Annotated in this window: 8 protein-coding genes and 1 tRNA gene; 4 read left to right on the forward strand and 5 right to left on the reverse strand. The window is 72.9% G+C overall.

Annotated elements, in window-relative coordinates; translation table 11 throughout:
- Positions 1–47 precede the first annotated feature (47 nt).
- The gene (locus tag E0F75_RS22935; RefSeq protein WP_187624445.1) at positions 48–1,199 is read right to left on the reverse strand and encodes a winged helix DNA-binding domain-containing protein; all 1,152 of its coding nucleotides are present in this window, start codon (positions 1,197–1,199) and stop codon (positions 48–50) included.
- Positions 1,200–1,360: 161 nt separating this feature from the next.
- On the opposite strand from E0F75_RS22935, the gene E0F75_RS22940 reads away from it, so the two are divergent.
- Positions 1,361–2,698 (forward strand): esterase-like activity of phytase family protein, encoded by a 1,338-nt coding sequence (locus E0F75_RS22940; RefSeq protein ID WP_187624446.1) that lies wholly within the window; start codon positions 1,361–1,363, stop codon positions 2,696–2,698.
- Positions 2,699–2,710: 12 nt separating this feature from the next.
- Here the strand turns inward: E0F75_RS22940 and E0F75_RS22945 are convergent, their stop codons facing one another.
- From E0F75_RS22945 to E0F75_RS22955, 3 genes are all read right to left on the reverse strand, one after another.
- Entirely contained in the window at positions 2,711–3,535 is an 825-nt protein-coding gene (locus E0F75_RS22945; RefSeq protein WP_194481529.1) for a class E sortase, read from the reverse strand.
- A gap of 162 nt (positions 3,536–3,697) precedes the next feature.
- Positions 3,698–4,957: an MFS transporter gene (locus E0F75_RS22950; RefSeq protein WP_187624627.1), complete on the reverse strand. Its 1,260-nt coding sequence runs from the start codon at positions 4,955–4,957 to the stop codon at positions 3,698–3,700.
- Between the two features lie 257 nt (positions 4,958–5,214).
- Positions 5,215–8,235, reverse strand: a complete 3,021-nt coding sequence (locus E0F75_RS22955) for a tetratricopeptide repeat protein (RefSeq protein WP_187624447.1) — start codon at positions 8,233–8,235, stop codon at positions 5,215–5,217.
- A gap of 80 nt (positions 8,236–8,315) precedes the next feature.
- On the opposite strand from E0F75_RS22955, the gene E0F75_RS22960 reads away from it, so the two are divergent.
- The 3 genes from E0F75_RS22960 to E0F75_RS22970 all read left to right on the forward strand — a co-directional run bounded on the left by E0F75_RS22960 (position 8,316) and on the right by E0F75_RS22970 (position 11,302).
- Complete coding sequence (locus E0F75_RS22960) at positions 8,316–8,924, forward strand: carboxymuconolactone decarboxylase family protein (RefSeq protein ID WP_187624448.1); 609 nt, start codon at positions 8,316–8,318, stop codon at positions 8,922–8,924.
- Between the two features lie 99 nt (positions 8,925–9,023).
- Positions 9,024–9,995, forward strand: coding sequence for a GNAT family N-acetyltransferase (locus tag E0F75_RS22965; protein WP_187624449.1), 972 nt, complete (start codon positions 9,024–9,026; stop codon positions 9,993–9,995).
- 89 nt (positions 9,996–10,084) lie between these two features.
- The gene (locus E0F75_RS22970; protein ID WP_187624450.1) at positions 10,085–11,302 is read left to right on the forward strand and encodes a serine hydrolase; all 1,218 of its coding nucleotides are present in this window, start codon (positions 10,085–10,087) and stop codon (positions 11,300–11,302) included.
- A 399-nt stretch (positions 11,303–11,701) separates the two neighbouring features.
- On the opposite strand, the gene E0F75_RS22975 is transcribed toward E0F75_RS22970, so the two are convergent.
- Positions 11,702–11,774, reverse strand: a tRNA-Arg gene (locus E0F75_RS22975).
- Positions 11,775–11,940 lie beyond the last annotated feature (166 nt).

Here is an 11,940-nt window from a genome sequence, read left to right on the forward strand (position 1 = left end):
GCCCCGGCCGGCGGGCCGGCGACCCCGGTGCCGGCCCCCGGGGGCGGTCAGCGCCCCGGCAGCACCCGGGTCTCCACCGTGGGCAGCCCCTTGACCCACCAGTGGTCGTAGCGGCTGTAGACACGACGGTCACGGGCGGCGAGGAAGCCGTCGAGCGCCTCGGCCTCCTCCGCGAGTTCCGCCCAGACCCGGTCGGGCAGCGAGTGGAAGGCCGAGGCCTCGATGCCTCCCTCGACGGGGCGCCAGACCCCGGCCACGTACCCGTCGACGAGCAGCGTGGGCAGCGTGTCGCCGTTCACGCGGATCACGTGCTTGCGGTACTCGGCCGGGATGACGCGGCTGCGGTCCGCGTAGGCCAGCAGGACGCTGTCCCACATCGCCAGCAGACGGGGCGGCGCCGGGACGTCCTCCTCGGGCCGGAGCGCCCCGGGTACGTCGTACAGGAGGATCCCTCCGGGCCCCTCCAACCGCTCGAGCTCGCCCTCGACAAGCCGTACGGCCTCACGTACCTTCCCCCGCGGTGCCAGCGTGAACTGCGCCATGTCGGGTACGGACGCCGGCCCGAAACCCTCCAGATAGCGCCGGATCAGGACGGCGAGCCCCGCCGTCGCCGCCTCCGGATCACCGAGCACGGGCAGCGGCGCGCTCGCCGTCACGAACGACTGCGCCGCCCCGAACGACCACGGCGGCCCCGTCGGCGCGTGCCACAGCGGCGCGTACTGCCGCATCATCCGCCACACCACGGCCTCCACCGGCCCGCCCCGCGCCGCTTCGAGGCGCTCCCGCATCTGTGCTCCGCTCCGGGCCTCCCCGGCGAAGTCGAGGAGAGCGGGCAGCAGCGCGTCGGCGTCGTCGGCCGTGAACCCCGCCGCCTTGTACCGGGGGTCGTGGAGCCGCGAACCGCGCAGGGTCGGCTCCATGCCCTCCCGGAACGCCCGGTAGTCCTCGGCGTGCACCAGATGCAGCGTGAGCCGCATCAGGGTCGACCTGACGAGCTCGAAACCCTCCACGGCCTTGTCGAGCAGCGCGGGATCGAAGCCGGCGACGCGGTTCCACAACGCCACGTAGGGCGAGCCCGGTTGCTGCGCCTGCAGCGCCACCACCCGGCGTACGGCGTCCCCGACGCCGATCGGCACCCGGTCGAGGAGGAGTTGCCGGGCGAGAGTGGAGCGGTTGAGGGCGCGCGCGCTGATCACCATGGCGCGATTGTCCCCCCTGGCACGGACACCCGCGGGCCGGAGTCGCGCGTTCACCCAGGGCTCGCCCCGACGTCGCACACCCGACGCCCACCGTTGTGGCCGGAACTGGACCATGAGGCCGCCTCCATGGGCGACATTCCATGTGTTCAAAGGGAGTTCAGATGAATCCGCGCCTCATGCGCCGGCCCGCCGCCGTGGTTCTTCCGCTGTCCGCCGCGCTCGCGCTGACGGTGGTCATGGGTACGGCCGAGGCGGAGCCGGCGCGGCACGGCTCCGCCGCCCGGGTCGTCTCCACCTCGACCCTGCCGGACATTCCGCTGGCCGCCTTCAGCAACGGCCTGCTGCCCGGCAGCGTCGACGACGACCGGGACGTCGACCTGGGCGGCATCGGCAGCGACCTGTACCCGGCCGAGCGGCGCGGCGAGTACTGGACGGTCACCGACCGGGGCCCCAACGGCCAGATAGCGGTCGGCAAGGACAAGCGGCGCACGTTCCCGGTGCCCGGCTTCGACCCGGCGATCGTGAAGGTCCGCGCGACCGGCGGCCGGATCCAGGTGCTGAGGTCCATCCCGCTCACCACCGCCTCCGGCGCGCCCGTCACGGGCCTGCCCAACCAGCCGGGCCGCGACGAGGCCCCGTACGACTACAACGCCACGACCCCGCTCGCGTACAACGTGAACGGCCTCGACACCGAGGGGCTCGTACGGGACCGGGACGGCAGCTTCTGGCTGGTGGACGAGTACGGCCCGTCGCTGGTGCACGTCTCCGCCAAGGGCCGGGTCCTCGCCCGCCACGTGCCCAAGGGGCTCAACCTGACCGGCGCCGACTACCCGGTGATCGAGTCGCTCCCGTCGATCTTCCTCAAGCGCAAGGTCAACCGCGGCTTCGAGGGCCTGGCGCTGCTCCCCGACGGCGACCTGGTGATGGCGCTGCAGAGCCCGCTCCTCAACCCGGACAAGGCCGCCGGCGAGGACTCCCGCAACACCCGCCTGCTGCGCTTCTCGACCCGCAAGAACCGGGTCACGGCGGAGTACGCGTACCGCTTCGACCCGGTGGGCGTCGTGGAGCCGGGCCAGACGAAGACGTCGGAGCTGAAGATCTCCTCGATCGTGGCTCTGGGCGGCGACCGCCTCCTGGTCCAGGAGCGCACGGACAAGTCCTCCCGCGTCCACGAGGTACGGCTCCGCCGCGGCGCCGACATCCTCGGCTCCCCGTGGGACACGACGGCGAGCCCGGCCCTGGAGCAGCTCGACGACGAGGCGGCCGCCGACGCCCCGGTCCTGGCGAAGCGCCTGGTGGTCGACCTGAACACGGTCGAGGGCGTCCCCGGCAAGATCGAGGGCATCGCGGTGGAGGGCTCCTCGACCCTGGTCCTCCTCAACGACAACGACTTCGGCATGACGGACGGCCCGGCGGCCTTCGACGCGAACGGGCGCCTGGTCGACAGCGATGTGGACACCACGCTGGTCCGCGTCCGCCTGCCGCACCGCCTGCGCTGACGCGCCGGGACACTACGCGGGCCGCGTGGACGTCAGGACACCGATCTTGTCGATGCGGTGCTCGGGGTTGTGCTGGGCGTCCCGCCAGAAGTTGCCCGCGGCGTTGTCCTCGGGGGTCGCACAGGTGGAGAGCGTGATCATGGCCCGGGTGGGCGGCTCGCCCGGCTCGCCCGGCACGGCGGCCCGCTGCTCGGCGAGCGAGCGGGCCGAGCGGAACGACGTGGTCCGGGTCTCGACGATCTCGTAGGTGTAGACGGTGCCGTCGGCGGTGACGTGCACCGGATCGCCCACCTCGACCGAGGGAAGCTCACGCAGGGGCCCGCCGGCGGAGAGCCGGTGGGCGGTCACCAGGTAATTGCCGACCTCACCCGGCCCCACACCGCCCTGCGCGCCGTGGGGACTCGCGGCGACGCCACGGTCCTGGATACGGGTGCCCGCGCGGTCGTCGGTCGTCCCCTCGTACGGCAGGACGTCGAGGTCCTCGACACCGATCGAGGGTATGGAGATCTCGGCGGCGACGGGCCCACGGGGCGTGGGGGCCGCCGAGGTGGAGGGCGCGGGGGAGGGCGTGGGGGGAGGGGCGGCGACCCGGGACACGGGGGAAGCGATCGAGGGCGTCGGGGGAGGGGCGGAGACCGGGGGAACGAGCGACACGGGCCCGGGCGCGCCGGTGGACGTACCGGCACTGCGATCCGCACCGCTGCCGCCACCGCCCGCGCAACCGGCCGAGGCGGTGAAACCCACGACGAGGGCGGCGACCACGCCGACCAGAGCCGAGCGCGGCCCTCGGCCGCGACTCCGCCCCTTCCCCGGGGACCCACCACGCACGGCATCCATACCCCAAGAATGACCCACGTTCCCGGCCATGGCACCCACGGCGGGGCGCCCCGGCACGCACGGCGGGAGCGGCCACCCGGGCGGAAGGCCCCTGGAGCCCGGCCCGGCTACTCCGCGGTCAGCCCGGTCAGCCCGGTCCGCGCAGTCACCCGGTCGTCCCGGTCACCCCGTCGCTTCCGCGGCCACGGCCGGCTGCGGCCGGGTTCGTACGCCCCAGCGGGCGAGCGCGGGCCCGGCCGCGCCCAGGGCCGCGAAGAACGCCGCGAGGAGCAGCCAGCCCGCCGTGCCGAGGCCGAGTACCACCGTGGTCAGGATCGCGGGGGCCAGCGCCTGGCCCGCGCGGAAGCCGAGGCCGAGGAGGCCCTGGTACTGGCCCTGGGCGTGGTCGGGCGCGAGGCCGAAGCCCAGGGCGAAGCCCGCCGAGGACTCCCAGATCTCCCCGAGGCTGTGGACGAAGATCGCCGCGACGAGCAGCCCCGCCGCCGCCCAGACCGGCGTGTGCGCCGCCAGCGCCATCATCGGGCAGCTGACGAGGAAGAGCAGGCCCGCGTTGCGGAACGCCCTGCCGCCGTCGTGCGGGGTTTCGATACGGGAGCCGATCCTGGTCTGCAGCAGGACGCAGAAGGCCGCGTTGACGGCGAACACCGCCGCCACCGTCCAGCGCGGCGCCTCGGTGTGCTGGGAGATCCAGATCGGCAGGAGCAGGGACACCACCGAGTACTGCAGCCCCATGGCCCCGTACAGGGCGGTGAACGTCAGGTACGGGCGGTCCGAGAAGGCCGGCCGGCGATGCTCTCGCGGCGGTGCCGGCAGCGCCGGGTAGTTCGGCAGCAGGAACAGAAGCAGCGCGCACAGGGCGAAGCTCGCGGCGTTGCCGAGGATCAGCGCGACATAGGCGCCGCGGGTGCCCGCTGCCACCGCCAGCCCGGAACCCACGGTTCCGAAGATGACGCCCAGATTGACGAAGGTGCGCAGCTTCGCCCGGAACAGCGCCGGGCGTTCGGTACCGACCCGGGCCACCAGAGCGCCCCAGGCCGCCCCGCCGGCCGCCGCGGCGATCTGGTCGACCGTCGCGAGGACGGTCAGCGCGGTCCAGCTCTCGACGAGCACGAGAGCCGACATCGACACCGCCTGGACCGCGAGGGCCAGCATCATGATCGTGCGGGCCCCGCGCCGGTCGGCGAGATGGCCCCCGGGTATCCCCGCGAACAGGCCGATCAGTCCGGCGATGGTGAGCGCGGCACCGACCTGCACCGCCGGCAGGCCCACGATCAAGGTGAAGTAGAGCGCCGACGCCGCGTTGAACAGACCGTTCCCGACCCGGTTGACGAAGCTGGCGGCGATCAGCACGCGCTCCGGCCTGCTGTCCCCCGCCACGCGGGCCAGGCGGGCTGTTCGGTCGGCCGGGCTGCTCTTGATCATGAGCCGCAGGCTAGCAGCGGCCGTGAACGCCGCTTCGGCCGTGCGGACGCCAGAAGTGGACCTCCGGCAGGTGCTCGGGCAGCGTCACCGCGAGCAGCGCCTCCACGATGTCGTCGGCCTCCACGACGGGGACGTCGTACCGCCGCGCCGGCGCCCGCCCGACACCGGTCTTCCCCGTCCCGACGCGCCCCCGACGACGAGCACCCGCCAATCGGGAAGCCCCCGCACCTCACCCGTACCGTCGAGGAACCGGCCGTTCACGAGCCGTCTGCCTCTGCGTCTGCCTCTGCGTCTGCGTCTGCGTCTGCCTCTGCCTCTGCCTCTGTCTCCGCCTCCGCCTCCGCCTCCGTCGCCGGCACCGGCTCGGTGAGGAAGGCGCGGAGCTCCTCGGCCTCGGGGACGGCGAGGGCGGTGTACAGATCGAGGGCCTGCCGGGCGTGGTCGTGGGCGCGGTCGACGCGGCCCAGATCGCGGTGGACGTGTGCCAGGCCCCGGTGGGCGCGGGCCTGTTCGGGGCGGTAGCCGAACTCGCGGGCGAGGGCCAGCGCGGAGTCGTGTTCGACCTCCGCCCGTTCCAGGTCGCCCATGGAACGGGCGGCCTCCGCCAGGGCGTTGAGGGACTCGGCCTCGTCGCCGGGGAAGTCGAACCTGCGGCTCAGTTCCAGGGCGTCGTGATGGTGCCGCCGGGCCTCGTCGTAACGGCCCTGCCGTCGGTACAGCAGTCCGATGTTGTTCAGGACGATGGTCTCGCCGATGCGGGATCCGGTCTCGCGGTACGCGTGCAGGGCCTGGCGGTGGTGGTCGTGGGCCTCCTCGTACCGGCCTTGACGGTCGTGGTCGATGCCGAGGCCGGTCAGACAGCGTGCCTCGCCGGCGCGGTCGCCGAGTTCGCGGAAGAGCGACAGGGCCTCGACGCAGTGTTCGTGGGCCCGTTCGTGGTCACGCCGCCGCCTGGCGACGTCGCCGAGGTTCTGCAGCGCGCGGGCGGCGGCGATCCGGTCGCCGCTCTCCCGGGCGAGGCCCAGGGCGTGCCGGTAGTGCTCGGCCGCCTGCTCGTACGCGCCGTGCCACCAGAAGTGGACCTCGCCGACGTCGATGAGGGTGCGTGCCTCGGCGGTCGTGTCGCCGCCGCGGCGGCTTGACCGGAGCGCCAGGCCGTGGAGGGTCAGCGCGTCGGTCTGGTGGGCGTGGCCCAGCAGGTAGCGGTGCAGGGTGGCGGCCAGTTGGCTGGTGTGCGGGTGCCGGTCGTGCTCGGCGGCGTACTGGCCGACCGCCATGAGGTTCGCGCGCTCGCCGTCCAGCCAGCTGATCGCCTCGGCGCCGTCCCGCGGGGGCGGGGCCGGGGTCGGGGTGTCCGGGGCGGGGATGCGTGGTCTGCGGTTCCGGCCCTCGGGGTAGAGGTGGTCGACGGCCGTGCTCGCGGTGTGGAGATAGTGGTGGACGAGCCGGTCGACGGCCTCGTGCCGCGCCTGGGGAGGTTCCTGGGCGTCCGCCGTGGCAAGGGCGTGCTCGCGCAGCAGGTCGTGGAAGGTGTAGCGGCCGGGCTTGAGCTGGATCAGGACATGGGCGTCCAGGAGGTCTTCCAGGAGCATCTCGGCCTGATCGAAGGGGAGGTCGGCCAGCGCGGCGGCCGCGTCCGGGCCGATGTCCCGGCCCGGCTGCAGCCCCAGAAGACGGAACATCCGCTGCTGCTCGGGCGTCAACTGCTGGTACGACAGCGTGAACGCCGCCGCCACGCCGCGCTCCGAGGTGGCGAGCTCGGCCAGTCGGCGGCGCTGGTCACGGAGCCGGTCGGCCAGGTAGGCGACGGTCCAGCTGCGGCGATGGTGCAGGCGGGCGGCGGCGATGCGGACGGCCAGCGGCAGGAAGCCGCACAGCTGCAGGACGTCGAGGGCGGCCAGGGGTTCGGCGGTCGCCCGTTCGCCCACGATCGACGTGAACAACTCCATGGCGTCCGCGGCGGGCAGCACGTCCATGGACAGGGCGTGCGCCCCGTCCAGGTCGGTCAGCCGCCGGCGGCTCGTGATCAGGATGAGGGTGTGGGAGGAGGCGCCCGGCAGCAAGGGGCGTATCTGCTCGGTGCCGAGGGCGTTGTCCAGTACGGCCAGTACCCGGCGGCCGGAGAGCTCGGACCGCCACAGCGCGGCGCGATCGGCGACCGACGCCGGGATGTTCTTGGCGGGCACGCCGAGTTGGCCCAGGAGGACCTCGAGCGCGGCACCGGCGTCGAGCGGTGCCTGACCGGCGGTGTGGGCCTGCAGGTCCACGAAGAGCTGTCCGTCGGGGAACCGGTCCGCGAGGCGGTGCCCCGCGTGGACCGCGAGCGTCGTCTTGCCGACCCCGGCCATCCCGTCGATCGCCGAGATCGTCACGACGCCGCCGCTGTTGCCCGCCCACTGGCGGGTCAGCCCGTCGAACTCGCCGTCGCGTCCGGTGAAGTCCGGGACGTCGTACGGCAGGAAGTTGCCCCCCTGCGGCCTCGCGGGCGCGGAGGCCGGCGCCCGGAGACCGGGTGCGTCCCGCAGGATGTCCTGTTCGAGCCGGGCGAACGCGTGGCCGGGGTCGAGGCCCTGCTCCTCGGCCAGCGCCGTCCGGAAGTCCCTGGCCACCCGCAGGGCCTCGGGTTGGCGTCCCGCGCGGTGCAGGGCGAGCATCAGCCGGCAGCACAGCCGCTCCCGCAGGGGGTTGGCCGCCATGTGGGCGGTCAGTTCGTCGATGAGGTCGTCGTGACGGCCCAGGGACAGCTCGAGCTCGGCCAGGCGCTCGATCGCCGTCAGGCGCCGGCCGTCGAGCCGCGCTCTGGCGGCGGGGACGTAATGGGCGGTGATGTCGGCCAGCGGCTCGCCCCGCCAAAGGGCCAGCGCGGCACGTATCCGGTCGGCGGCGGCGGTATCGGCGGCGGTGTCGGCGGCGTCGGCGGTGGCCGCCGCGTCGTCGGGCCCGCCCGGTGCCCTGGCGATCAGGCCGGTGAACTCCTGCAGATCGAGTTGTCCCGGCTCGGGGGTGAACACGTACCCCGCCGGCCGCGTGGCCAGCATGTGGTCGGCACCCGAAGCGCGCAGCATACGGCGGATCGCGGCGATCGTGGTCTGGATCTGCGCGCGGGCGGAGTCCGGCGGCAGCGGCCCCCACATCGCGTCGACCAGGCGGTCCGCGCTGATCACGACCCCGGCGTGCAGCAACAGATAGGCGAGTACGGCCCGATGGCGGGGCGCAAGACCGGGCGACTCCGGACCGGGGGCCTGGACCTCCACCGGGCCGAGAATCGTGAACCGCATTCCGTCACTCCGGGGGTCACCAGTACGTGCATCGAAGAAGCATCGGGAATGTATCAAGATCCACCGGCAGGGTTACCGGCATGCCAGCACTCCCCACCCCCGGACTCCCCACCCCCGCATTCCCCGCCCCAGCGCTCCACCCCGTCGACCCGGAGAAGGCGACCGGCGAGACCGCGTCCCTGTTCACCGCCACACACCGCGCCCTGGGGGTCATCCCCCAGCTGGCCAGGGTGATGGCCAACAACCCGACCGTACTGAGGGGATACGTGGACGTGGTCACCGCCCTGAGCACGCGGGGGACCCTGTCGGCGGACGTGCGCGAGCGCATCGCGCTGCTCGTGGCGCAGGAGAACCGGTCCGACTACTGCCTGTCCGTGCACACGTTCCGCGGGACCAAGGTGGCCGGGCTGACCACGGCCGAGGCGACCCGCGCACGGAGGGGCGAGGCCGGGGACCCCTGGGCAGCCGCTGTCCTGGACCTGGCCGCCGCGGTGGTACGCGACCACGGGGTCGTCTCCGACGAGCGGCTGGACGCGGCCCGGCACGCCGGCCTCTCCGACGGGCATGTCGTCGAGATCATCGCCCACGTGGCGCTCGGCGTGTTCACCCATCACCTGGCCACGGCGGCGCGTATCGACATCGACTGGCCGCTCGTGCGGCACACCGACTGGGAGAACGGGACGGCCTGAATGCACGCGATGACACAGGTTGGGCCGGATCACCCGAGCGGCTCTCCCGAGCCGGTCCCCACACAGGCGACAGAAGCCATTCCCACCGAGGAGTTCCCCATGATCAACGCCGTCCCGCTCACCCGGGTCTCGACCGAGGACGCCACCGCCTGGCACGCGGTCGTGTCGGCCTCGCTCGCCGCCGACCTGCCCGAGGAGCCCCGGCCCACCTTCGAGCAGATCCACGCTCAACTCTCCGTCACCGGGCGGCACGACCGCCGACTCCTGTGGCTGGCCACCGACGCCGACGGCGCGGTGGTCGGTGTGGCCGGACTGCGACTGTTCACCTCGTCCGGGCAGCAGCACCTGGCGGAGCTGGAGCTGCACGTCACCCCGGACCGGCGACGCTCGGGAGTGGGCTCGCACCTGCTGGCCACGGCCGTACGGGCGGCACGGGACGAGGATCGCCGCAGTCTGGTGGCCGCCGCACCCGGCGAGGGACCGACCGGCGCCTTCTGCGCCGCCCGCGGCTTCCGGCGCGTCCTGGCCCTCGACCACCTGCTGCTCGACGTCGCGGACGCCGACGTCGCCGAGGCCGAACACCCCGGCTACGAACTGGTCAGCTGGACCGGCACGGTTCCCGACGAACTGGCGGAGGCGTTCGCCTCGGTCAAGAACGCGATGAACGACATGCCCATGGGCGACATGGACTACGGCAGCCAGACCTGGACCGCCGACCGGGTCCGCGCGATGGCCGAAGTACTGGCCGACCGCGGTGACCTGCTGCTGACGACCGCCGCGCTCGGCAAGGGCGAGATGGCGGGATACACCGAGATCGTCATCCGCTCCGGGGAGACCCACCGGGCCCTGCAGTACGACACCGTCGTGGCGCCGGCCCACCGCGGCCACGGGCTGGGGCTGTGGGTCAAGGCGGAGATGGTGCGCAGGCTGCGGGCCGAACACCCCGGAATCGAGGAGGTCGAGACGGACAACGCGCAGGACAACACCCACATGATCGCGGTGAACCGCCGACTGGGCTTCCGTTTCCACCGCAGCACGCACGAGTACCAGCTGGACCTGCCGGCGGAGTGACCGGGGCCCGCACCTGCCCCGCCTCGATCACCTCCCCCCGCCTCGATCACCTCCCCCCTCACCCCCACCCGACCAGGGAGCACCGCACCATGTCCCACTTCACCGCAGCAGGGCAGCGCAAGATCCACGACGTGCTGGCCCGGCATGTCGATTCCGGGAAGATCCCCGGTGTCGTCGCGCTGTTCGGCAAGGACGACGAGACGCACGTCGAGACGCTCGGCACGATGCGGCAGGACGGCGGCGCCCCGATGCGCCGGGACACCGTCTTCCGGATGGCCTCGGCCTCCAAGCCGCTGTCGATAGCGGCGGCGATGGTGCTCCTGGACGAGTGCCGGCTGCGGCTGGACGACCCCGTGGACCCGTGGCTGCCGGAACTGGCCGACCGGCAGGTGCTGAAGAGGTTCGACGGCCCGCTCGACGAGACGGTCCCGGCGCGCCGTCCGATCACCGTCCGGGACGTGCTGACCTCGACGTTCGGCCTCGGGATGGACATGACCTCGATCGGTACACCGATCATGAACGAGGTCTTCGCGCAGGGGCTGACGCCCAACCTGCCCACTCCGATGCCCGACCAGGACGAGTGGCTGCGCCGCCTGGGCGCGCTGCCGCTGATGCATCAGCCCGGCGACCGGTGGCAGTACCACATCGCCGGCGACCTGGCGGGTGTGCTGGTCTCCCGGGTGACGGGCAGGCCCTTCGGCGAAGTGCTGCGCGAGAGCGTCCTCGACCCGCTGGGGATGCGGGACACCGGCTTCCACGTGCCGGACGAGAAGGCCGACCGCATGCCGGTCCTGTACGCCCCCGATCCGGCGTCGGGCGAGTTCCACGTGTGGGACGAGTCCCGGGGCGGCCGGTGGAACACGCCGCCGGCGTTCCAGGGCGGCGGGGGCGGTCTGGTCTCCACCGCGGACGACTACCACGCCTACTTCCGGATGCTGCTGAACGGCGGCAAGCACCGCGGGGAGCGGATCCTGTCCCGGCAGGCCGTGGAGCTGATGACCACCAACCGCCTGACCCCCGAGCAGAACGCCGCCCGCACCGAACTGGCCACCGGCAACGTCCACATCTCCTACGGTCAGGGGCAGCACGGAGGCTGGGGCTTCGGGATGGCGGTACGGACGTACCGGGGCGACTACGCGCCGATCGGCCAGTTCGGCTGGGACGGCGGGTCCGGGACCTCCACGTACGCCGACCCCGTCGACAACGTCGTCGGCATCCTCCTCACCCAGGTCGGCAGCTCAGCCCCCAACTCGGTGCACCTGATGCACGACTTCTGGACCACCCTCTACCAGGCGCTGGAGGACTGAGCACCCAAGGCTGCCGCCCGACCGGCGCGTGGTGGTCCTGATCAAGGTCTCCCGCCTGTACGGACCGCCCCGGACGTCCCGACTCGGGCCTGAGCCGATCCGGGTTGACGCAGCGTCAGGCCACCCGGACGGAGGCGGGGTGCGAGCGCCGTGCGGGGGACACGCCCCACGGCCCCGTGACCGGGCGTTCCGGTGGCCGGTTGGCGAACCATGAAGAAGGTCATCGCCCCGTGGGCGGCACGTGGACGGGCGGCACGTGGACGGGCGACACCGTCAACCACTGCACCGACGGCGACGTGCTCGACCACGACGCGGGCTGACCGCTCGGTCCCGGTCTCGGCCGGATCAGCCACCCCCGACCAGCAAAAAGACCCTCCCGAAGGAGGGCCGATCGCGGAGCGCCCCCGGCAGGACTCGAACCTGCGGCCAAGTGCTTAGAAGGCACCTGCTCTATCCACTGAGCTACGGGGGCCGGGTGGTGGCCGTGTGGCCAGGAGCCCCTTGTGGGTGGGGTGTGGCCTGCCGGGACAAGGATAGGGCTCCGATCGCCTTGGCCCGGTTGCTTCACCTGCGTGGCACGATGTGTAGGTTCGGTGAAGCGGAACGATAATCGCAGGCAGGTGCGATTCGCGCAGCGC

It is taken from the genome of Streptomyces sp. CB02980 (assembly GCF_014451325.2).
Lineage (GTDB): Bacteria > Actinomycetota > Actinomycetes > Streptomycetales > Streptomycetaceae > Streptomyces.